Source organism: Pseudomonas sp. LD120, from assembly GCF_009861525.1.
Classification (GTDB): Bacteria; Pseudomonadota; Gammaproteobacteria; order Pseudomonadales; family Pseudomonadaceae; genus Aquipseudomonas.
Map to the genome: position 1 here is coordinate 160355 of NZ_WVHL01000006.1, position 22005 is coordinate 182359.

The 22005-nt window shown below is 63.2% G+C and carries 17 protein-coding genes; 11 read left to right on the plus strand and 6 right to left on the minus strand.

Annotation, left to right across the window (positions count from 1 at the left end):
* Window positions 1-177: 177 nt before the first annotated feature.
* The 3 genes from PLD_RS30030 (at window position 178) to PLD_RS30040 (ending at window position 3290) form a co-directional block, all read left to right on the plus strand.
* Window positions 178-1488, plus strand: coding sequence for an OprD family porin (locus tag PLD_RS30030; protein ID WP_159898378.1), 1311 nt, complete (start codon window positions 178-180; stop codon window positions 1486-1488).
* Window positions 1489-1664: 176 nt separating this feature from the next.
* Window positions 1665-1886: a hypothetical protein gene (locus PLD_RS30035; RefSeq protein WP_159898379.1), complete on the plus strand. Its 222-nt coding sequence runs from the start codon at window positions 1665-1667 to the stop codon at window positions 1884-1886.
* Between the two features lie 198 nt (window positions 1887-2084).
* Window positions 2085-3290, plus strand: coding sequence for an ISL3 family transposase (locus tag PLD_RS30040; protein WP_159898380.1), 1206 nt, complete (start codon window positions 2085-2087; stop codon window positions 3288-3290).
* 205 nt (window positions 3291-3495) lie between these two features.
* Here PLD_RS30040 and PLD_RS30045 read toward each other — a convergent pair whose 3' ends face one another.
* From PLD_RS30045 to PLD_RS30055, 3 genes are all read right to left on the minus strand, one after another.
* Window positions 3496-6633, minus strand: a complete 3138-nt coding sequence (locus PLD_RS30045) for an efflux RND transporter permease subunit (RefSeq protein ID WP_159898381.1) — start codon at window positions 6631-6633, stop codon at window positions 3496-3498.
* A 26-nt stretch (window positions 6634-6659) separates the two neighbouring features.
* Entirely contained in the window at window positions 6660-7835 is a 1176-nt protein-coding gene (locus tag PLD_RS30050) for an efflux RND transporter periplasmic adaptor subunit (protein ID WP_159898382.1), read from the minus strand.
* Between the two features lie 200 nt (window positions 7836-8035).
* Window positions 8036-9286: a TolC family protein gene (locus tag PLD_RS30055; RefSeq protein ID WP_159898383.1), complete on the minus strand. Its 1251-nt coding sequence runs from the start codon at window positions 9284-9286 to the stop codon at window positions 8036-8038.
* Between the two features lie 377 nt (window positions 9287-9663).
* Here PLD_RS30055 and PLD_RS30060 point away from each other — a divergent pair, with 377 nt between their 5' ends.
* Window positions 9664-10338 (plus strand): heavy metal response regulator transcription factor, encoded by a 675-nt coding sequence (locus PLD_RS30060; protein WP_159898384.1) that lies wholly within the window; start codon window positions 9664-9666, stop codon window positions 10336-10338.
* 81 nt (window positions 10339-10419) lie between these two features.
* Complete coding sequence (locus tag PLD_RS30065) at window positions 10420-10836, plus strand: lysozyme inhibitor LprI family protein (RefSeq protein WP_159898385.1); 417 nt, start codon at window positions 10420-10422, stop codon at window positions 10834-10836.
* A gap of 74 nt (window positions 10837-10910) precedes the next feature.
* On the opposite strand, the gene PLD_RS30070 is transcribed toward PLD_RS30065, so the two are convergent.
* On the minus strand, window positions 10911-12230 hold the full coding sequence (locus tag PLD_RS30070) for an MFS transporter (protein WP_159898386.1): 1320 nt from the start codon (window positions 12228-12230) through the stop codon (window positions 10911-10913).
* Between the two features lie 70 nt (window positions 12231-12300).
* On the minus strand, window positions 12301-12558 hold the full coding sequence (locus tag PLD_RS30075) for a helix-hairpin-helix domain-containing protein (protein WP_159898387.1): 258 nt from the start codon (window positions 12556-12558) through the stop codon (window positions 12301-12303).
* Between the two features lie 113 nt (window positions 12559-12671).
* Here PLD_RS30075 and PLD_RS30080 point away from each other — a divergent pair, with 113 nt between their 5' ends.
* The 5 genes from PLD_RS30080 to PLD_RS30100 all read left to right on the plus strand — a co-directional run bounded on the left by PLD_RS30080 (window position 12672) and on the right by PLD_RS30100 (window position 20776).
* Window positions 12672-14090 carry a short-chain fatty acid transporter gene (locus tag PLD_RS30080; RefSeq protein ID WP_159898388.1) on the plus strand — a complete coding sequence of 473 codons (1419 nt, stop codon included), beginning with the start codon at window positions 12672-12674 and terminating at the stop codon, window positions 14088-14090.
* A gap of 191 nt (window positions 14091-14281) precedes the next feature.
* Complete coding sequence (locus tag PLD_RS30085) at window positions 14282-15982, plus strand: acid phosphatase (protein WP_159898389.1); 1701 nt, start codon at window positions 14282-14284, stop codon at window positions 15980-15982.
* 192 nt (window positions 15983-16174) lie between these two features.
* On the plus strand, window positions 16175-17872 hold the full coding sequence (locus PLD_RS30090) for a molecular chaperone HscC (protein WP_159898390.1): 1698 nt from the start codon (window positions 16175-16177) through the stop codon (window positions 17870-17872).
* 11 nt (window positions 17873-17883) lie between these two features.
* The gene (locus PLD_RS30095) at window positions 17884-19494 is read left to right on the plus strand and encodes a J domain-containing protein (RefSeq protein WP_159898391.1); all 1611 of its coding nucleotides are present in this window, start codon (window positions 17884-17886) and stop codon (window positions 19492-19494) included.
* Window positions 19495-19603: 109 nt separating this feature from the next.
* Window positions 19604-20776 carry a hypothetical protein gene (locus PLD_RS30100; protein WP_159898392.1) on the plus strand — a complete coding sequence of 391 codons (1173 nt, stop codon included), beginning with the start codon at window positions 19604-19606 and terminating at the stop codon, window positions 20774-20776.
* Between the two features lie 46 nt (window positions 20777-20822).
* On the opposite strand, the gene can is transcribed toward PLD_RS30100, so the two are convergent.
* The gene (gene can, locus PLD_RS30105) at window positions 20823-21467 is read right to left on the minus strand and encodes a carbonate dehydratase (RefSeq protein WP_159898393.1); all 645 of its coding nucleotides are present in this window, start codon (window positions 21465-21467) and stop codon (window positions 20823-20825) included.
* Between the two features lie 153 nt (window positions 21468-21620).
* Between can and PLD_RS30110 the strand changes: the two genes are divergently transcribed.
* Entirely contained in the window at window positions 21621-21953 is a 333-nt protein-coding gene (locus tag PLD_RS30110) for a serine kinase/phosphatase (RefSeq protein ID WP_159898394.1), read from the plus strand.
* Window positions 21954-22005: the final 52 nt, after the last annotated feature.

Sequence of the window (22005 nt, forward strand, 5' to 3'; positions counted from 1 at the left end):
TTCTTGCACAATTGTAATCAGCGGGTCACCGCGCCGTTATCTGCCGTTTGCAACTATCGACGACGACTTTCAGGGCGTTACCACGCCTGTTGGTCGAGCCCAATAAGAACGCCTCTGGCGATATAAAAGTTGATAGCTGCCAACACTCAGGAGCGACCCCATGCGTATCCCCCCCCCTTGTCCCTGTCCGTGCTCACCGCGGTACTGGGGTTGTGTCCCGTGGCCGCAGTGGCCGCCGAGGAACGCCCCGAAGGCTTTGTCGAAGGCAGCCGCCTCGACGTGCTGCTACGCAATTACTACTTCAATCGTGACGATCGCAAAGGCCAGTCCAGCCCCACCGGCAACGGTTATTCCGAAGCCTGGGCCCAGGGCCTGATCGGCAAGTTCGAATCCGGTTTCACCCAGGGCACGGTCGGCTTCGGTATCGACGCCTTTGCCATGTATGGCCTCAAGCTCGACTCCGGCAACGGGCGCAGCGGCGGCCGTGGCTCCTTCGGCATGCTGCCGGTGAACCACGACAACGAGCCCGCCGATGGCTACGGCAAGGCCGGTGGCGCGGTAAAAGTACGGGCCCTGGACACTGTGCTGAAAGTCGGCGACGTGTTCCCCAAGACCCCGGTGGTGCACTACGGTGACTCGCGCCTGCTGCCAGAAAGCTTTCGCGGAATGACTCTGGAAAACACCAGCCTCGAGGGTCTCAACCTGCAGGGCGGGCGCCTGCACGCCATGAGCCAGCCCGACAGCAGCGGCCTGCGCGACGGCTTCGCCACCTTCTACGCCGGCAAGGTCGACTCGCCCTGGGTCGGCTACTTCGGTGGCGACTACAGGCTCAACCCCCACCTCAGTTTCAGCCTCTACAGCAGCCGCCTGAAAGACGCCTGGGATCAGTACTACTTCGGTACGGCGGTGAACTACCCGGTGTCCGACGACCTGACCCTGTTCAGCGGCTTCAACTATTACAAGGCTGTGGACGAGGGCAAGAAACTGCTGGGCGAGTTCGACAACAACATCTGGAGCGCCAAGGTCGGCGCCACCTACGGCGCCCACACCCTGGCCCTGTCGCACCAGCGCAACAACGGTAACGACGACTTCGACTACCTGCGCCAGTCGGACTCGATCTTCCTCGACAACTCGATCCAGTACAGCGACTTCAACTCGCCCAAGGAGCGTTCGTGGATGGTCCGCTACGACCTGGACATGCAGACCCTGGGCATTCCCGGGCTGTCGTTCATGACCCGTTACGCCCGAGGCCGCGACGCCGACTACAGCCACGCCAACGCGGTGTACATGCGCCGCGACGCGGCGGGTGATCCGCTGACCGATCAACGTCGCTGGGAACGGGATATCGAAGCCAAATACGTGTTCCAGGACGGCACGCTCAAGGACCTGTCCCTGCGCATCCGCCAGGCAACCATCCGCTCCAGCCAGTTCGAATCCGACCTGGAGGAATTCCGGCTGATCGTCGAGTACCCACTGGCCCTGCTCTAAAGCGTCTGGCCGGGCAGGTTACGGCCTGTCCGGTGTTAAAACTTCTTCACAGACTCGCGCCTTTCAGAACGGTAATATCGGCCTCACCTTCTCGTTAGGTTGGCCTCCCTATACTCCCGGACACACTCAAATCCGCCGGACTTTCCCCGGCTCGATAGCTTGTCAGGAGACCATCCATGCACCCAACCCAATTGTTGTTGATCGGCCTTCTGGCCACGACCGGCTCGGCCACCTGGGCGGCTGATGGCAGCGAACGCCCGCAGCAAGTTCGTGAAGATTTCCTGGCCAGCCAGGAACAGATTCACGGCGATGCCAACCAGCAAACCGCCAGCACCGACGGCACCGGCAAAGCCCCCCGTGATGCGTCATCGTCCAACGCGGCCGCACAAGACATCTGAGCGCCGTTGCCCACAGAGCACGTTCATCTCTTGAAGCGTTTTTTCTGATGCTCCTTTGGAAAGAGATGAATTTTTAGCGTCCCTCATGGGGCGCTTTTTTTTGGTTCTTCACGGAATCCCGGGAAACATAGAAACAAGAACGCCGATTTGATCGATGATGTTCGTGCGAGCAAACACATCTAAAAAACCGGCGTTCTTATGCGCGATATTAATACTTTCCTTCCTTTTTGGGAGGGCTTTTCTGTCGTCACCATCAAGCCTGATGGCGATGCGCTTCAGATCGACCTGATTCCCCACGCCACCCGATTCCCTTCCTGTAGCGGCTGCCAAAAAACCTGTTCAACCACCCATGAGTATTGCGAGCGAGTTGTCCGCGATTTACCGATTCTCGGCCGTGCGGTGCGCCTCAACGTGTTGCTCAGACGTGTTGGCTGTCGTGACTGCGGTAAACGCATGGAGGCCGTCAGTTGGCTGGATCGCTATGCCCGCATGACGCGGCGTCTGGCGGAGGCCGTCACTCAAGCCTGCGAAGGCCATGCGACGCTGCATGTGGCGCAGTTGTTCGGGCTGCACTGGGACACCGTTCGGTTGCTGGAGCGGCGCGCGTTGCAAGTGGCCTTGAGCGCGCTCCCCAAAGCCCAACCACGACGTCTAGTGATGGACGAGTTCGCACTGTTCAAAGGTCACCGTTATGCCAGCGTGGTGCTGGACGCGGATACACCACGAGTGCTGTGGATCGGCGAGGGTCGCAGCCGAGCAGCGGTCAGGCCTTTCTTCGAAGAGCTGGGGCCAGAGGGTTGTGCTCGAATCGAAGCAGTGGCGATGGACATGAACACCGCTTTTGACCTGGAGGTTCGTCAGCACTGTCCCAACGCGCGAGTGGTCTACGACCTCTTCCATGTGGTGGCCAAATATGGCCGAGAGGTGATTGACCGGGTCCGCGTCGATGAGGCTAATCGATTGCGTCACGACAAGCCTGCCCGCAAGGTTATCAAGCAGGCGCGATGGTTGTTGCTGCGCAATGCGCAGAACTTGAAAACGCCGGAACAACAGGTCCGCCTGGAGGATCTGCTGGCAGCCAACCAAGCGTTGATGACGGTCTATTTGATGAAGGCTGAACTCAAAACACTCTGGACCCCGAGTACTGCCTGGGGCTGGCGATCGGCCTGGAAGCGATGGCTGCGCCATGCGCATGAAAGCGAAATACCAGCACTGATCCAGTTCGCCAAACGGCTAAAGGATTACTGGCGGGGCATCGTGAGCCGGGTTCGCTGGCCGATGCACACGGGGCAGTTGGAAGGAATAAACAATCGAATAAAGGTCATTAAGCGGATGGCGTACGGTTACCGAGATAGCGAATTCTTTTTCATGAAGATCAAGAGCGTCTTTCCCGGTAATCCGTGAAGAGCCTTTTTTGCCCCAAATCTGCCGCAGGACTGGCATCTGTAGCCGCTGCTGAGCCAAGGCGAAGCTACGCAAAGGTCCGTAGGACCTTGCCTGACAATCTCCAGCCAAACCCGCAGCGGCCTCAAGAGCGCCGCGCCCTTCGACGGAGTGCCGCCCAGCCCGTTCGCAGCCTGCGGCAGCGGCTACAAGAAGCAGCACGCGATCAGTCCTCTTCCCTGCGGTGGGCCCAGTGGTACAGCGCCGGCAGGACCAGCAGGGTGAGAACGGTGGAGGACAGGATGCCACCTATCACCACGGTGGCCAGAGGGCGTTGCACGTCGGCACCGGTGCCGGTAGCCAAGGCCATGGGGATGAAACCCAGGGACGCCACCAAAGCGGTCATCAGCACCGGGCGCAGGCGGGTCAGGGCCCCTTCGTGAATCGCCATGGACAAGCCACGACCCTCTTCGCGCAGGTTGCGGATGAAGGCGATCATCACCAGGCCGTTGAGCACCGCGACCCCGGACAGGGCAATGAACCCCACACCCGCCGAGATCGACAGTGGGATGTCCCGCAGCCACAAGGCCATGATCCCGCCGGTCAAGGCAAAGGGAATGCCACTGAACACCAGCAGGCCGTCCTTGAGGTTGTTGAACATCATGAACAACAGGCCAAACACCAGCAGCAGAGCCACCGGCACCACCACTTGTAGGCGCTCGGAGGCTTCTTGCAATTGCTCGAACTGGCCACCCCAGGTGGTCCAGTAACCCGCGGGGACCTTGACCTTGGCTTCGATCATGGCCGTGGCCTCTTCAACGAAGGAGCCGATGTCGCGGCCGCGCACGTTGGCGCTGACGATCACCAGGCGCTTGCCGTTCTCGCGACTGATCTGGTTGGGGCCCAGCACCAGGTCGAGGCTGGCCACTTGCGCCAGGCTGATAAAGCCAATCTGCCCGCTGGCCGCGCCCGCCATCGCCGGGATCGGGATCAGCAGCCGCGACAGGCCATCGATGTCGGTACGCAGTGGATCCGCCAGGCGCACCACCATGTCGAAGCGCCGGTCGCCTTCGTACAGGGTGCCGGCCTGGCGCCCACCCACCGCCACCGCAAGGGTGTCTTGCACATCGCCCACGTTCAGGCCGAAACGTGCGGCCTTGTCGCGATCGATGTTGATGGTCAACACCGGCAAGCCGGAGGTTTGCTCGACCTTGACTTCCGAGGCGCCCGAGAGCCCTTGCAAGGCCGTGGCGATGTCATTGGCGGTCTTGTTCAGCACTGTCATGTCGTCGCCGAATACCTTGACCGCCACATCGCTGCGCACCCCGGAAATCAGTTCGTTGAAGCGCAGTTGGATCGGTTGCGACAGCTCGTAGGCGCTGCCGGGCACCCGGGCGCTGGCGCGCTGGATATCGGCGATCAGGGCCTCGCGGGATTTACCCGGGTCGGGCCACTGGGCCTTGGGCTTGAGCATCACGTAACTGTCGGAAATATTCGGCGGCATCGGGTCCGAGGCGATCTCTGCGGTGCCGGTACGGGCAAACACCCGCTCGATTTCCGGCACCTGCGCCAGCAGGGTTTTCTCCAGACGCTGCTGCAGGTCCACCGATTGCGTGAGGCTGGTACCGGGCACCCGCAACGCCTGCTGGGCGAAGTCGCCCTCGCTGAGGCTGGGGATGAATTCGCTGCCCATGCGGCTGGCCACGCCGGCGCTGCCCAACAGGATTAGCCCCACCAGGGCAACGGTCGGACCACGCCGGGCCATGACCCAGTCCAGCACCGGCGCGTAGCCGCGCTTGGCGCTGCGCATCAGCAGGTTTTCCTCTTCCTTGACCTTGCCGGTGACGAACAGCGCGATGGCCGCCGGGACGAAGGTCACCGACAGAATCATCGCCCCCAACAGCGCCATGACCACGGTGAACGCCATGGGATGAAACATCTTCCCGGCCACCCCGGTGAGGGCGAAGATCGGCAGGTACACCACCATGATGATCAACTGGCCGAAGATCAGCGCCCGGCGGGCTTCCTTGGCTGCGGCAAAGACTTCATGCAAGCGCTCGGAGCGGGTCAGCAGGCGCCCGTGGCGCTGCTGGGCATGGGCCAGGCGGCGGATGGCGTTTTCCACGATGACCACCGCGCCGTCAACGATGATGCCGAAGTCCAGGGCACCGAGGCTCATCAGGTTGGCGCTGACCTTGTTGCTGAACATGCCGGTGAAGGTGAACAGCATCGACAGCGGAATCACCAGGGCGGTGATCAGTGCCGCGCGGATGTTGCCCAGGAACAGGAACAGAATCACGATCACCAACAGCGCGCCCTCGAAGAGGTTCTTCTTCACCGTGGCGATGGCTTTTTCCACCAGGTGGGTGCGGTCATACACGGTGACCGCCACCACTCCTTCGGGCAGCGAGCGATTGATTTCTTCGAGTTTTTTCGCCACCGCCTGGGACACGCTGCGGCTGTTCTCGCCGATCAGCATGAACACCGTGCCCAGCACCACTTCCCGGCCGTTCTCGGTGGCCGCGCCGGTGCGCAGTTCGCGACCGATCTGTACCTGGGCGACATTGCGCACGCGGATCGGCGTGCCGTCGCTGCGGCTGATGACGATGTTGGCGATGTCCTCGATGGACGCCAGTTGCCCCGGAGCGCGGATCAGCAACTGCTCGCCGCCGCGCTCGATGTAGCCGGCGCCGACATTGGCGTTATTGCGTTCCAGGGCGGTCAGCAGGTCATTGAGGGTCAGCTTGTAGGCTGCCAGGCGCTTGGGATCCGGGGCGATCTGGTACTCCTTGGCAAAGCCACCGATGGTGTTGATCTCGGCCACGCCGGGCACGTTGCGCAACTGCGGCTTGATGATCCAGTCCTGGATCACCCGCAGATCGGTGGGCGTGTACGGCGTGCCATCCTCCTTGCGCGCGCCGTCTTCGGCTTCCACGGTCCACAGGAAGATTTCCCCCAGGCCAGTGGAGATCGGCCCCATCACCGCCTCCACACCTTGAGGCAATTGCTCGCGAGCCACTTGCAGGCGCTCGTTGACCAGTTGCCGGGCGAAAAACAGGTCGGTGCCGTCCTTGAAGATCACTGTCACCTGGGACAGCCCCGAGCGCGACAGCGAGCGGGTCTGCTGCAAACCCGGCAGCCCGGCCATGGCGGTCTCGATGGGAAAGGTGATGCGCTGTTCGGTTTCCAGGGGCGAAAAACCCGGCGCCGCCGAGTTGATCTGCACCTGGACGTTGGTGATGTCGGGGACCGCGTCGATCGGCAGCTTCTGGTAGCTGGCGATGCCGACCCCGGCCATCAGCAGCACCGCCAACAGGACGATGATGCGCTGCTCGATGGCGAATTGAATGAGGCGCTCAAACATGGGAAATCACTCTGTGCTGTGACCGATCAATGGCCATGGTCGGCCGAGCCTTTGCCCAGCTCGGACTTGAGGGTGAAGCTGCCACGGGTGGCGACCCGGGCCCCGACGGCCAAGCCTTCGCGGACCTCGACAAAACCGTCATCGCTGGCACCGATGACCACCGGCGTGGCCTGGAAGCCCTCGGCGACCCGGACAAACACCGAAGGCCGGTCTTCCACGGTCTGGATCGCCGTCTGCGGCACAGTGACCGGTACGTCGAAGGCCTCGGTGGCCACCTGCACCGAGACGAACAGCCCCGGACGCCAAGCCTCGTCGGGGTTGGCCAAGGTCACTCGGACCGGGGCGGTCCGACTCTGTTCACCCAAGAGGCTGCCGACATAGGCCACCCGGCCCTGGACCTGAGTCCCCAGTTCGCTGGAGCTGACCGTCACGGGCTGGCCGACCCGGACCTTGTCCAGGTCCTGGGGAAACACCCCAAAGGTGGCCCAGACCCGGGACAGATCGGACAGGGTGAACGCGGCGCTGTTGTCGCTCACCACCTCACCGACGCTGAGGTGCTTTTCCACCACCACGCCGTCGAATGGCGCGCGCATTTCATAGCGATTGCCGCCCAACAACTGCGCGCTGCCGCTCAGGGCGTTCATTTTCTGCCGGGCATTGTTGAGGGCGATTTGTGCTTCTTGCAGGTTCTGGCGGGCCAGCAGGTAATCCTGCTCGGCGGAGATCTGGTCGATCCACAACTGGCGTTCGCGCTCGAAGGTGGTACGGGCCAGCTCCAACCGGCGCCCGGCGGCCGCCAGCTCGCTGCGCTGATCGGACACCTGTTGACTGGCGATCACCGCCAACAGCTCACCGCGCTTGATCGACTGCCCGAGATTGACCCGCACCGACTCCACCACCCCGGCCGCCCGGGGCACGATGTGCGAGGTGCGGTCTTCATCGAAGCGAATCTCCCCCGGCAGGCTGAGCAAGCGCTTGAGGCGCCGCGGGCCGGCCACGGCCAACTCGACCCCGGCGGCCTGGATCTGCTCGGGACTCAGTTCCAGGTGCCCTTGCTCTGCGTGCCCGGGCTGCTCTTGTGCCGCGGGGGCCTTGACCTGGGAGGCGGCCGGAGCAACCGACAGTTCAGGCAGCAGCAAAACGGCCAACCCAAGGCCGAGCACTGCACTGACGGCCACAACGAGGCTGCGTTTTTTATCCATGAAGGCTCCTGAAAGAATCGAGGTTCGGCGGCGCCGGGCGCGGCCTTACGAGCTAGAGGGAAAGAAGAATCGATCGAAGGCCCTATGCCATTCGTGCACGCACCCATGCCGGGGCCCGTCGTCAGGCTCCACCGGGGGCGCTGCGCTGCAATCACTGACCAGCAACGCGACCACACAGGTCAGGCCCCGCAGCCAGGCGTTCACCACCGGGCAAGGTCACCGTAGATGCGTTCGATGCGCACCCTGGCCTCGGTGGTTTGTGCCACCGCGGCCAGGTACTGGTGACGGGCGTTGATCAGCGTGCGCTGGGCATCCAACACGTCGAGGAAGCTGAACTTGCCCATTTCGAAACCCCGAGTGGCGCTGTCCACGGCACTCTGGGCGGCGGGCAGCAGGGCCTGATTGAAAGACCGCACCTCGCCCTGGGCCGTGCGCCATTGCGCCAGGGCCTGACGGGTTTCACTGCGCAGGCGCAGCTCGGTGGCGTTGCGCACATCACGGGCTTGATCGACCCGCCGCGCCGCCGACAGCACGTTGCCTTGGTTGCGATTGAACAGCGGCAGCGGCAGCGATACCCCCACCAGGTTCACCCGCTCACGGGCCGCGGCGTCATACTGACTGCCGATGCTCAGGTCCAGGTTGGGAATCCGCTGAGCCTGCTCCAGCCCCAGGGACGCCTCGCGCTGGACGATCGCCTGCTCCGCCAGGCGCAACTCGGCGGTTTCCTGCAATCGCCCCAGCAACTGCGCCGCCGTCGGCAACCGCGGCGCCGTCAGCGGCGGGTCCTGTACGCCAGCAAAATCCGTGGTGCTGCTGCCGGTCACCCTGGCCAACTGCCGATAGGCGTTGGCCTGTTCCATTTGTCCACGCTTGAGTTCCAGGCGCACTTGCGCCAACTGCACCTGGGCCCGCGTGGCCTCCACCGGCGAGGCCTTGCCGGCGTTGACCTGGCCCTGAGCCACGCGCACCCCACGTTCGGCCAGGGCCAAGGAGCGCCCGGCCAGGCGCGTACTCTCCTGGGCCCGCAGCGCGGCGAAATACGCCTCCAGCACATCAGCCCGCAGTTGATTGCGGCGCCGTTCCAGCTCCAAGGCCGCCAGCGCTTGCTCGCCACTGGCCAGCGCCACCCGGGCACTACGCTTGCCCCCCAGCTCCAGCGCCTGACTGAGCTTGACCGTCGTGGTGCGCGAGTCGCGGCGGGTGTCCTCGGCCTCCACCGACAACACCGGGTTGGGCATCAGGCCAGCCTGCTGGCGGGCGCCCTGGGCGATATCGATTTCCCAGCGTGCGGCCGCCTGCTCAGGGTTGTTGGCAAAAGCCCTGTCCAGGGCACTATCCAGGCTCAGTAACGGTTGTTCAGCAGCGCTCAGGGGCGGCGCCGCCAACGCCAATAACAGCATCACCAGGTACGGGCGCGCCCGCCGCTCGGAAGGTCTCGGGAAAGTCGGCATAACAGGGTCCGGCCCCTACAGAGGCAACATGTCTGCGAAGGCGCGGCGTAATCTATCAAGACGCCAGAGCTGAAACTCAGGCCGATAGAACGCTGCAACACTCCGCCCATTGATAGGGAGAGTTTCAAGTTCGGCCAACTGTAACTTTCAGCACTTATCAGCAGGGTGGCGCAAAGATTACAAATCCGTTAGCCAAGGCTCTGGCACAAGGATCTGTATTAGCATTCGAGTATTCGCAGACCACCGCAAAGCACACTTTTAATCTGCTTAATCAACACTTCCATAAACACCAGAAGAGCCACTTATCGAGTATTAACGCGCTCTTTTCGCGGTGTGCTGCCAACGGCCTTTTTTACCCTTCCGAGAGTTTTCCCTGCATGCGTATCCTGGTCATCGAAGATGAACTCAAAACCGCCGACTACCTGCAACAGGGCCTGAGTGAAAGTGGTTATGTAGTGGATTGCGCCAACACTGGCGCGGACGGTCTGCACCTGACCCGCCAGCACGCCTACGACCTGGTGATCCTCGACATCAACCTGCCGCAGATCGACGGCTGGGAGGTGCTGCGGCAGATCCGCCAGGACAGCAACACACGGGTCATGCTGCTCTCCGCCCTGGGCCGGCTGACGGACAAGATCCGCGGCCTGGACCTGGGCGCCGACGATTACCTGGTCAAGCCGTTCCAGTTTCCCGAACTGCTGGCCCGGGTCCGTACCTTGATGCGCCGCAGTGAGCAGACACCGCTGGCGGATGTGCTGCGGGTTGCCGACCTGGAACTGGATCAGAGCCGGCACCGGGCCTTTCGTGGCACGCAGCGCATCGACCTGACCACCAAGGAGTTCGCCCTGCTGCACCTGCTGATGCGCCAGAGCGGCGTGGTGCTGTCACGGACCCAGATCATCTCCTTTGTCTGGGACATGAATTTCGACTGCGACACCAATGTGGTTGAAGTCTCGATCCGGCGCTTGCGAGCGAAGATCGACGACCCCTTCGAGCGCAAGCTGATCCACACCTTGCGCGGCGTGGGTTATGTTCTGGAAGCGCGCGACTGAGCGCCCCCTGCAGCCCCACCCCTTGGGCATCGGCGACAGCACTGTAGAATGCCCGCTCCATTCTCAGCGCGAGGGATCGTCATGCACCATCAGCCCTGCAGATCCAGCCTGGTCTGCGCCCTGCTCATCGGGCTCGGCGGCTGGACTTGTGCCCAGGCGGCGCCACTGGACTGCGTGAATATCAGCGTCAGCGAACAGGTCGAGCGCTGCGCCCGGCAAGACAAGGAACTTGCCGACAACGCCTTGAACCAGAGTTATCAGGCCTTACTGGGGCGGGTTCACACCCAGTACCCCAGCCACATGCTGCAAGAGCAGGAATACCTGAGCAAACTGCGCAATGCCCAGCGGGCCTGGATCAAATACCGTGACCACACCTGTGTGCTGGAAGCCTTTGAAGTAGAGCCCGGCAAGCCGGCTCACGCCACCCTGATCAACCTCTGCGTGACCCGTCTGAGCAAAGAGCGCACTCGCTATCTGGAGCAACTGCTGCCTGAATGATCGGTCGCGGCCGGCGTCAGTGGCCCGCACGCCAGCGGCGCAGAACTACGCCGACTGCAGGCCGTTGACCCGGATCAATGGCACCAGTCGCCTGCTGCCGTGGCCGGGCTGGCGGCGCCCACGCGCGCGCCAAAGTAGCCGGCACTGGCGATGCCCACCGCCCCCATCACCGCGCAATAGATCACACAGACCCACGGACTCCAGGGCATCAGCGCGATCAGCAGCAACGGCGTGGTGCTGGCCCACAGGGCATAGGCAATGTTGTAGGTGAAGGAAATACCCGACACGCGAATCCGCGGCGGAAACAGACTGACCATCACCGACGGTACCGCGCCCACCACTCCGCAACCCAGACCTGCGATGGCGTAGGCCAGGCCGATCCACTCGCCGCCGCTGATCAGGCAGCCATAAAGCACGCCAATGCCCAGCGGCAACAGCAGGCTGTAGAGCATCACCGTGCGCCAGGCGCCGAGGCGATCGACGATCAGCCCGGCCAGCACACAGCCGATGTTGAGGAAGACAATGCCCAGGCTGCTCAGGGCAAAGGTGTGGCTGGCGCTCATGCCAAAACTCTTTTGCATCATGGTCGGGGTGATAACCACAAACACCACCACCGCCGAGGTCAGCACACAGGTGAGGATCAGCGCCGGCAAGATCGCCAGCCGGTGCTCGCGCAACACCGTGCGCAGCGGCAACTCGCCGGCGGCGGCGCGTTGCTCCTGCAGGGCCATGAATACCGGGGTTTCACTCAACCAGCGGCGCAGCCAGACACCGATCACGCCAAACACCCCGCCCAGCAGGAAGGGGTAGCGCCAGGCGTGGTCGAGGATTTCCTCGGGGCTGAAGACCCGCGCCAGCAGGGTCGCGGTCAGCGCGCCCAGCAGGTAGCCGAAGGTCAACCCGGCCTGGAGAAAACCCAGGGCATAGCCGCGATGGGCCCGCGGCGCGTGTTCGGCGACAAACACCCAGGCACTGGGCACTTCCCCGCCCACCGCGGCGCCTTGCAGCACCCGCAAGGCCAGCAGGAGCAAGGGGGCCAAGTAACCGATCTGGGCGTAGGTGGGCATGATGCCGATCAGCAGGCAGGGCAGCGCCATCATCAGGATGCTCAGGCTGAAGACCTTCTTGCGCCCCAGACGGTCGGCGAAGTGCGCCATGAGAATCCCGCCCAGAGGCCGGGCCAGGTAGCCGGTGACAAAGATCCCGAAGCTTTGCAGCAGGCGCAGCCATTCAGGCATCTCCGGGGGGAAGAACAACTGGCTCAGGGTCAGGGCGAAAAATACGAAGATGATGAAATCATAGATTTCCAGGGCTCCGCCCAAGGCGGCCAGGCCCAGGGTCTTGTAGTCGGAGCGGGAAAAGCGCGCCGGTGACGACTCAGAGGAAGGGGTCATAAAAGCAACTCGGAGGGTGGCAATCAGCAAGGTTGCACATGGTCCATGCAATCGTCCCGAGGAACAACCATCAGTCGTTGGCGATCCGCTCTATAGACGAGCCCTTGGCCATGGCGATCGCCGCCTGGATCGCGGCGCGGGCCTGAGGGCTGTTTTTCCAGCAACTGGAGCCCACCAGGGCCGAGGCCTGGGTGACGATGTCCAGGGCATCGGCGGCGGCCAACTGGCTCAGGGAATGGATCCCCAATTGTTCCAGGCGGCCCACCACCGTGGGCCCGACACCCTTGACCTTGAGCAGTGCGGCGCGTTCTTCAGCAGAAAATGACATCGGCGTTGAGTCCTTTGCAGTCCGTGGCAATTGTCGCATTCTGGCACAGTTTTCGGCCGCCTCCGTCTGGAACGGCCACCTCCTGATAACCATAAAAAACACGAGGTACTATCGTGGCCGCTGATATTCAAGAGAGCCGCTCCGCCCGCTTCGCCCTGCGCTGTTCGAACTGGGCTGAACGCTGGTTTCCCGATTCCTGGGTGTTTGCCGCGCTGGCAGTGATTGTTGTGACCCTGGCCACCCTGGCCATGGGTGCCAAACCCACCGATGCCGCCAAGGCCTTCGGTGACGGTTTCTGGAGCCTGATCCCTTTCACCCTGCAAATGGCCTTCGTGGTCATTGGCGGCTATGTAGTGGCCAGTTCGCCGCCAGCGGTGAAATTGATCGACAAGCTGGCGCGTATCCCCAAGAACGGCCGCTCGGCGGTGGCCTGGGTGGCGCTGATTTCTATGCTCGCCTCCTTGCTCAACTGGGGACTGTCCCTGGTGTTCGGCGGTCTGCTGGTACGGGCCCTGGCCCGACGCAGCGAACTGCGCATGGACTACCGCGCCGCCGGGGCGGCCGCCTACCTGGGCCTGGGCGCGGTGTGGGCGCTGGGGTTGTCGTCCTCGGCCGCGCAGTTGCAAGCCAACCCCGGCAGCCTGCCGCCGTCGATCCTGGCCATCACCGGGGTGATTCCCTTCACCCAGACCATTTTTCTCTGGCAGTCGGGGGTGTTGCTGCTAGCCCTGATCGTCGTCTCGCTGATCGTCGCCTACGCCACCGCCCCGGGGCCCAACAGCGCCCGGGATGCCCAGGCCTGCGGGGTCGACCCGAGCTTCAGCCTGCCCGAGCCAGCACCGCGGACCCGCCCCGGCGAGTGGCTGGAGTACAGCCCGTTGCTGACCATTCTCCTGGCGCTGCTGGCCGCCGGCTGGCTGTATCACGAGTTCGCCACCAAGCCGGCGATCACCGCGATCTCCGGGCTCAACACCTACAACTTCCTGTTCCTGATGGCCGGCGCCCTACTGCACTGGCGCCCACGCAGCTTCCTCGACGCCGTGGCCCGGGCGGTGCCCACCACCACCGGGGTGCTGATCCAGTTTCCGCTGTACGGTTCCATCGCCGCGCTGATGACGCAGGTCAAGGGCGTGGACGGCCAGACCCTGGCTCACCACATCTCGACCTTCTTCGTACAGATCGCCTCCCACGACACCTACGCCCTGTTGATGGGTCTGTACTCGGCGGTGCTGGGCTTCTTCATTCCCTCGGGCGGCGGCAAGTGGATCATCGAGGCGCCCTATGTGATGCAGGTGGCCAATGACCTGCAGTACCACCTGGGCTGGGCCGTGCAGATCTACAACGCCGCCGAAGCCTTGCCGAACCTGATCAACCCCTTCTATATGCTGCCGCTACTGGGCGTACTGGGTCTGAAGGCCCGGGACCTGATCGGTTTCTCCTTCGTCCAGTTACTGGTGCACGCGCCGTTGGTTCTGGTCCTGCTCTGGGCGCTGGGCACCACATTGGCGTACCTGCCACCGCTACTCCCCTGACGGGACCACAGGCTTGCGGCATCTGGCGGCGAGCCTGTGGATAAGCCAATTCGCTAAAGATTTCAGACTGATCAGTACGCTTCGCAGTGGACTCCTGAAGCATTCCTGTAGTCTTTGCGTCATATTCGGTTGCTACCGTGCGAACGAAATATTTTGTAACAGACTCTCAAATGGACGAGCAAGGACCCGACATGAGCGACGACACCGATCAGCGCAACACTTCCGAATCCGCCACCGATGAGCCCACCGATACCAGCCGCCGCCGCTTTCTAGGCGGCGTTGCCGTTCTGGGGGTCGGTGCCACGCTGAGTGCCTGCAGCAACACCGGCGAGCCAGGAGGCAAACCCGTTGAACGGCCGCTGTCGGCCACCGAGCTGGATAAGGCGCTACACGAGCAGGTGAAAAACGTAGTGGTGATCTACGCCGAAAACCGCAGTTTCAATAACCTTTTCGCCAACTTCCCCGGGGTCGAAAAACCCCTTTCGGCCCTCAAGCCCGAAGCGTTCCAGCAACGGGATCGCGATGGCAGCCTGCTGTCGAAACTGCCGCCGATCTGGGGCGGCATTCTGCAGGTCGGTCCGCAAACCCTGGACGGCGTCACCTACCCGGTGGAAACCCAATTCCAGGAGAACCTGCCCAACGCACCGTTCGCCCTCAAGGGCCCCAGCGGCGAAGACCTGCCCCTGGGCCTGGTGACCCGAGACCTGTGGCACCTGTTCTACCAGAACCAGATGCAAATCAACGGCGGCAAGAATGATGGTTTCGTGGCCTGGGCCGACTCCGGCGCCCTGACCATGGGGCACTACGCGCAAACCCGTTACTCCCTGCGCCTGTGGGATGTGGCCCGAGAGTTCGTGCTCTGCGACAACTTCTTCCAGGGGGCTTTTGGTGGCTCGTTCCTCAACCACCAGTACCTGATCAGCGCCAAGGTGCCGTTCTACCCCGACGCCGCCAACTCGGTGGCCAAACCGCAGATCGCCACCTTGCAGGGCGACGACCCCAAGGGCACCCGCCTCAAGCCCCTGGACAAATCCCCGGCCAGTGCCATGGACGGGGCGCCGCAGTTCGGCCCCAGCGCCTTGACCCCGGACGGCTACGCGGTCAACACCATGGCCCCGCCCTACTGGCCGACCTGGATCCGCGACCCGGAGCGCCCGGACTACGCCAAGCCCGACCTGCCCAGCGTGCTGGTGCCGCAAACCCATGAACACATCGGCGACAAGTTGTCGAAGAACAACGTCGACTGGGCCTGGTACGGCGGCGCCTGGCAGGCGACCCTGGAGCAGTTCAAGGATTCCGGCGGGATTCCCAAGATCCCCAACTTCCAGTACCACCACCAGCCGTTCAACTACTTCCTGCGCCAGGGCCCGGAAAACCCGGCCGAGCGCGCCAGACGCCTGCGCGACGGCGGCCTGGGGGATGAGTCGAGCACCAACAAGTTCTTCGCCGACGCCGAGGCCGGCAAGCTGCCGGCGGTGACCTTCTACAAGCCCCAGGGCAACCTCAACCTGCACGCCGGCTATGCCGATGTGGCCGCCGGCGACCGGCACATCGACCGCGCGTTGAAAGTGCTGCAGGAAAGCCCGCAATGGAAAGACATGGTGGTGATCGTCACCGTCGACGAGAACGGCGGTTGGTGGGACCACGTAGCGCCGCCCCAGGGCGATCGCTGGGGCCCGGGCACACGGATTCCGGCGCTGGTGGTGTCGCCGTTCGCCCGCAAGGGTACGGTGGATCACACGGTGTATGACACCGCCTCGATCCTGCGGCTGATCACCCGGGTGTTCCAGCTGGAAACCCTGGACGGCATCAAGGAGCGTGACGAGGCCATGCTTGCCCGGGGCCAGAAGCCCATGGGCGACCTGACTAACGCTCTGCACTTCAGCGTCTGACCCCGGCGGGGCCCGCAACGGGTCCGCCAGCCACCGCAGAACCGAAGCTCAAGACCGGCTTGGGCTCTGCGGCACCGGCGCCAATAATGGCTATGTGACATCATGCGCTTTACCCATCCACCCGGCGGGTAATATTCTGCGCGCCACTTATTTGTTTCGTCAGTTTTCCGATTGAAAAGGGAGTTCGTCGTCATGATCGTAGGCATCGACCTGGGGACCACCAACAGCCTGGTCGCGGTCTGGCGCGACAGCGCCAGCGAGTTGGTGCCCAACGCCCTGGGCCAGTTCCTCACCCCCAGCGTGGTGGGCCTCGATGACGAAGGCCGGGTGCTGGTGGGCCAGGCGGCCAAGGAGCGCTTGCACACCCACCCACAACTGACCACCGCGCTGTTCAAGCGCTACATGGGCAGTGCCACCGAGGTGCGCCTGGGCAGCCGCTCGCTCCGTCCGGAAGAACTCTCGGCCCTGGTGCTCAAGAGCCTCAAGGAAGATGTCGAGCGCACCTACGGCCAAGCCGTGGAAGAAGCGGTGATCAGCGTGCCGGCCTATTTCAGCGACGCCCAGCGCAAGGCCACGCGGATCGCCGGCGAGTTGGCCGGGCTGAAGGTGGAAAAGCTGATCAACGAACCCACCGCCGCGGCCCTGGCCTATGGCCTGCACCAGCGCGACAAGGAAACCTCGTTCCTGGTCTTCGACCTCGGTGGCGGCACCTTCGACGTGTCGATCCTGGAGCTGTTCGACGGGGTCATGGAAGTCCGTGCCAGCGCCGGTGACAACTTCCTCGGCGGCGAGGATTTCGACAACCTGCTGCTGGAGCACTTCATCGAACAGCAAGGCCGGACGGCGGACTTTCCCGAGCGCCATAGCGTGCTCCAGGCCCTGCGCCGCGAAGCCGAACGGGTACGCCGGGCCCTGGGCCAGGAACCCAGCGCCGAGTTCAGCCTGCGGGTCGATGGCCGGCAATGGACCCAGACCATCACCCAGGCGCAGTTGGCCAACCTCTATACGCCCCTGCTGGAACGCCTGCGGGCCCCCATTGAGCGGGCCCTGCGCGATGCGCGAATCCGTGTCAGCGACCTGGATGAAATCCTCCTGGTGGGCGGCGCCACCCGCATGCCTCTGGTGCGCAAGCTGGCGGCCGGATTGTTCGGGCGCTTTCCGTCCATCAGCCTCGACCCCGACGAAGTGGTGGCCCAGGGCGCGGCGGTCCAGGCGGCCCTCAAGGCACGCTCCGCGGCCTTGGAGGAAGTGGTCCTGACCGATGTCTGCTCCTACACCCTGGGCATCGAAACCTCCCAGCAGTACGGCAACCAGATCGAGGGCGGACACTACCTGCCGATCATCGAGCGCAACAGCGTGGTGCCGGTGAGCAGGGTCAAGACCGTGCAGACCCTGCATGACAACCAGGAGCAGGTGCTGCTGAAGATTTTCCAGGGCGAGAGCCGCCTGGTGCGCGACAACGTTGCCCTCGGCCAGCTGGAAATGCAGGTGCCCAAGCGCCCGGCCGGCGAAGTCTCGCTGGACGTGCGTTTCACCTACGACATCAACGGCCTGCTAGAAGCCCAGGTGAGCATTCCCCTGACCGGTGAAAGCCGTTCCCTGGTGATCGAGAACAACCCCGGAGTGCTGACCCCGGAAGAAATCCAGCAGCGGCTCAAGGCCCTGGAGCAACTCAAGGTTCATCCCCGCGACCAGCAGGTCAACACCCTGCTCAGTGCCCGCCTGGAACGCCTGTATCAGGAAAGCCTGGGGGAGTTGCGCGAGCAGATCGGCTACTGGGCCGGGCAATTCCAGCAAGTGCTGGACACCCAGGACGAGCGCAAGATCCGAGAAGTGCGCCACCAACTCAGTGAACAGCTGCAGAGACTGGAAAACGGCCACTGGCACTGAGGAGCGGCGACATGGACTGTTGGACCCTGCTGGAGCTGCCGGACGATGCCGATGAGCGCAGCATCAAGCGCTGCTATGCCAAACGCCTGAAGACCACCCGCCCCGATGATGATGCCGAAGGCTTCCAGCGCCTGCGCGAGGCCTATGAGCGGGCGCTGCAACTGGCCCGCTGGCGAGAAGACGAAACCGACGACACCTCTACCGAGCCCCTCGCCGCGGCTCTGCCTGGGGACAACCTGCAGGCCTGGTCGGGCCTGGTCGAAATGAGCCCGCCCCTGGTGCCCTTGCCAACAACCGCTGTCGCGCCAACACCGGCACAGACCCTGCTCAAGGGCCTGACCCTGGAGAATCTGCCGCAACGCTGGGCAGAGGCTCAGGCTCAACGTTGCCCCCAGGACTTCCAGAACCTGCTGCTGGAGCACTGCTGCAGCCACCCCCAACAGCGCTCCTCACTGGTCGACTGGGCGGTTCAACATCTGGATTGGCTAACGCCCTGGCAAAGCCTGTCGATGAGCGACGCGCAACAACACTCGCTGGTGGATGCCCTGCTGAGCCATTACCGCCAGGCCCTGGAAAAGCGGCTGCAAGCCAGCCAGGAACGGGCGTTCCTCGCGCAGTTGACGCACTACAGCGAACAGCTGTGGCTGCAGATTTTTGATCACCGTCTGCAATGGCAAAGCACGGTGCTGATGCTCCTCAACGAGCAACAGTGGAGCGTTCCCCTGTTCGAGCGGGTCTGCCAGGTGTTCGGCTGGGATGAACAACGCGGCGTCATTCCGGAGCCGGCCTGGATCTGGCAACAGCTGGTGCAACGCTGTCAGCAGGAGACCTTCTACCAGGACTTGCAGAACAAGCTGCAGCAGGACCACAGCTGGGCGCCGGAGGTACTGGCGGCACAACTGCTCGCCAAGCCGCTGTCCCCGCGCCAGCAGCGCAATCTCACCCGCGGCTTTACCCAGAATGAATGGCAAGCCTGCCAGGAGTTGGCACAGACCCTGACTTGGCGCTTCCCTCAACTGATCGAGCGCCTGCCCCAGAGTGACGTGTTCTATTGGCGGATATTCATGCCGCAACCCTCCACAATAGAGGAAACATGGGTCCGGACCTGGGCCGGCATCGGCTTGGCATTCACCCTCTTTTTCATTCAGGAACGCCACGACCCGCCGTTGCTTGCAGCCGCCATGGCGGCCTTTTGCGGTTGGCTGGCGGCGGTGCTCGGACTTCTGGCACTGACCGCCTGGAACGCCCTGGCGTTGCGTCTGCTGGATCTGGACCTGTGGCTGAGCGAACGCCTGATACCGAAAGCGCTGCGCAGGCCTCCTGATCCAAGGCTGCTGCGGCACGGCGTGCCCTTCCTGACCTTGCTGGCGCTGTTCGCCAGCCTGCTCGGCCTGCTGGGGATGCTGGCGTACCTGGGTTTTACCCTGATTGGCGCCCTGCACCACAAACGCGTTGGCCATGTGAGCGAAACCTTCCGGCTCAAGCATCCCTGGCTGAGCGTATTGCACTGGTCGAATTTCAGTCCCTGGCAATCGGTCTTCTTGTTGCTAATGGTGGGGGTTATCCGGGCGTGCCAAGTGTTCTACCCGGCCTTCCCGCTGACCCGGCTGATCCCGGGCTGAAGCCTGTACATGGGGGACAGATTTTTTCTCCGCTGTCTTTCTCTATCCACAGCTGTGTTCCAGTATGAGCAGCCCCCGTGGAGGGGTTCACGCTGAAAAGGATCTGAGCATGTTCAAATTCGCAGGAATCACCCTGGCCCTGGCGGCCGCCGCGTTGAGCACCAGCGTCATGGCCGATGTCGAGGTCGATCTGGGCAGTCCGCAACGTGTCACCCAACTCTTCGCCTACCCCAACAACTGCAACGTCATCTGCTATCGCAACTGGACCCTGGAGCAGACGGTGGAGCACTACCTGACCCAAAGCGTGCAGCGCGATGGCTACAGCGCGGCCAAGGTCAGCGTGAAAACCGCCAACGACAAGGTTGTCGCCTCCATCAGCGGCGTGCCCGAGGGCTACGACAAGCCGTTGAGCGCCCTGCTCGATGCCGGCGACCTGGCCTATAAAGGCGCCAGCCAGCTCAATACCGATGGCAAATGGGCCTACAGTTGGTACCTGTTCCTGCCTCTGGGCATGGCCCTGGAAAACCGCAAGAGCGTCGAGCTGCTGCACTTCCCGCCGGACTATTCATTGACCCAGGCCCAGGACTATCTGGAGTCGGCCACCACCGACCGCTGGGCCACCCTGCTCACCGTCAACGGCATTGCCGCAGAGCAAACGCCGGCGTACCAGACCATTGTCGACATCGCACCGATCGCCGCGCCATCGAGTGCCGGCAAGGACCTGGAAGGGGTCTACAGCTACTTCAACAACTACCAGACCACCATGGTCAAGCAGGTCAGCCAGAACGCCAGCGGCGCGGCCTTGCCGATGGTGGCTTTCGGTGCGCCCGTGCGTAACTGGCTCAAACAGCAATATGGGGTCACGGTGAATGTGCTGGGCCTGGCGCAGATCAGCCCCAGCGAAGGCGTGAAGGTGCCGGTACTGGGTTCCAACCACCCGAGCTACATCTGGTACGCGGCGGACCCGGACAACTATGACAACGACGAGGCCAAGGCCGATGCTGCCGGACTGAAAGTCATGGGCCAGGATTTGAGTGCCGCTTGCTGGCAGGCCGGCATGGGGAGCAAGCCGGGGACGGATCCGAGCACCCTGCTCAGCCGTTGCACCCAGACCTGGCAGGTGACGCAAAAAGTGCAGACCTGCGAGTTGTTCTACACCTCGGTACGCAAGCTGACCGAACAGCAGGCCGCGGCCAAGTGCACCAGCACACCGGTCAAGACCCAGCTCAACCAGCTCAAGACGCCAGCCCCGGCGCCGAGCACCGAGGTGCCGCACATCTGAGGTCCGTGGCTGGCCACTGCGCCTTCACGCAGCGGCCAGCCCGCATTCAGACCGCGCCGAGGGGACGCAGGCGATATTGCGGTGGCAACTGTTCGAAACCGCTGATGGTCGCGTTCAGGCTCTTCCAGCGACCGTCCTTGATCCCGTAGATGCAACCGTGGATCGACAGGCTCTGCCCACGATGCCAGGCGTTCTGCACGATGCTGGTGTGGCCGACGTTGGCCACTTGCTGGATCACGTTCAGCTCGCACAGGCGGTCGACCTGTTCTTCTTCAGTGGCCAGTTGCGCCAGCGCCTCGCGGTGTTCGTAGTACAGGTCACGAATCGAACGCAGCCAGCCATCGATCAGGCCAAACTGGCGATCCTGCATCGAGGCGCGCACGCCGCCGCAACCATAGTGGCCGGTGACCAGGATGTGCTTGACCTTGAGTACATCCACCGCGTACTGGATCACCGACAGGCAATTGAGGTCGGTGTGCAGCACGACGTTGGCCACGTTACGGTGCACAAACAGGTCGCCCGGCAACATGCCGACGATCTCGTTGGCCGGCACTCGCGCGTCCGAGCAGCCGATCCACAGGTACTCCGGAGTCTGCTGGCGGGCCAGCTTGGAGAAGAATTCCGGATCTTCCTGCTTGATCGCTTCGGCCCAACGCTCGTTGTTATCAATCAGATCTTGTAGTTCGTTCATGCTGTGAGGCCTCAAGAATGATGCGCAGCTTTGACAGACGAGTGCCCGTCGGGGTCACGCCAATCACTGCAGATACCGGTTATCCCTGCCGGGGAATCTTCACCGGGGCTGTGGGGTCCACCCTGCAAGCCCCTAAAAGTATGAGCAATCGCCATGACCGAATCACGACGCCCCTTCACCGCGCCCCAACCCGAGCCGATCGACGATGATCAGGATCGCATGGGGTCCATGGAGGAACTGCATTTCGATGACGACGAACCCGGCCCCGTAAGCAACACCGGCCTCACCAGCGACGGCTCCAGCGATGACGACCTGAGCCCGGAAACCCTGATCCGCGAGGATGGGGCCCGTTCTGCCCGGGAAGTCGAGGCCGATAAACCCGCAGACTGGGACTTGAGTATTGTCGATGCTACGGACATTGGCGGGGGCAGTGGTCTGGATGAAGCCGAACTGGCACGTCGCGACCCGCTGGACGGCAAACCCTGAGCCACCTTCAATGACGCCCTCTTCCGTAGCAGCCGGCTTGCCGGCGAAGAGG

Bases quoted from the DNA above. Each gene is read 5' to 3' on its own strand.
- PLD_RS30065 (WP_159898385.1), top strand. From the start codon at position 10,420: ATGCACCATCAGCCCTGCAGATCCAGCCTGGTCTGCGCCCTGCTCATC.
- PLD_RS30085 (WP_159898389.1), top strand. From the start codon at position 14,282: ATGAGCGACGACACCGATCAGCGCAACACTTCCGAATCCGCCACCGAT.
- PLD_RS30095 (WP_159898391.1), top strand. From the start codon at position 17,884: ATGGACTGTTGGACCCTGCTGGAGCTGCCGGACGATGCCGATGAGCGC.
- PLD_RS30075 (WP_159898387.1), bottom strand. From the start codon at position 12,558: ATGTCATTTTCTGCTGAAGAACGCGCCGCACTGCTCAAGGTCAAGGGT.
- PLD_RS30070 (WP_159898386.1), bottom strand. From the start codon at position 12,230: ATGACCCCTTCCTCTGAGTCGTCACCGGCGCGCTTTTCCCGCTCCGAC.
- PLD_RS30100 (WP_159898392.1), top strand. From the start codon at position 19,604: ATGTTCAAATTCGCAGGAATCACCCTGGCCCTGGCGGCCGCCGCGTTG.
- PLD_RS30055 (WP_159898383.1), bottom strand. From the start codon at position 9,286: ATGCCGACTTTCCCGAGACCTTCCGAGCGGCGGGCGCGCCCGTACCTG.
- PLD_RS30060 (WP_159898384.1), top strand. From the start codon at position 9,664: ATGCGTATCCTGGTCATCGAAGATGAACTCAAAACCGCCGACTACCTG.
- PLD_RS30110 (WP_159898394.1), top strand. From the start codon at position 21,621: ATGACCGAATCACGACGCCCCTTCACCGCGCCCCAACCCGAGCCGATC.
- can (WP_159898393.1), bottom strand. From the start codon at position 21,467: ATGAACGAACTACAAGATCTGATTGATAACAACGAGCGTTGGGCCGAA.
- PLD_RS30045 (WP_159898381.1), bottom strand. From the start codon at position 6,633: ATGTTTGAGCGCCTCATTCAATTCGCCATCGAGCAGCGCATCATCGTC.
- PLD_RS30040 (WP_159898380.1), top strand. From the start codon at position 2,085: ATGCGCGATATTAATACTTTCCTTCCTTTTTGGGAGGGCTTTTCTGTC.
- PLD_RS30090 (WP_159898390.1), top strand. From the start codon at position 16,175: ATGATCGTAGGCATCGACCTGGGGACCACCAACAGCCTGGTCGCGGTC.
- PLD_RS30035 (WP_159898379.1), top strand. From the start codon at position 1,665: ATGCACCCAACCCAATTGTTGTTGATCGGCCTTCTGGCCACGACCGGC.
- PLD_RS30050 (WP_159898382.1), bottom strand. From the start codon at position 7,835: ATGGATAAAAAACGCAGCCTCGTTGTGGCCGTCAGTGCAGTGCTCGGC.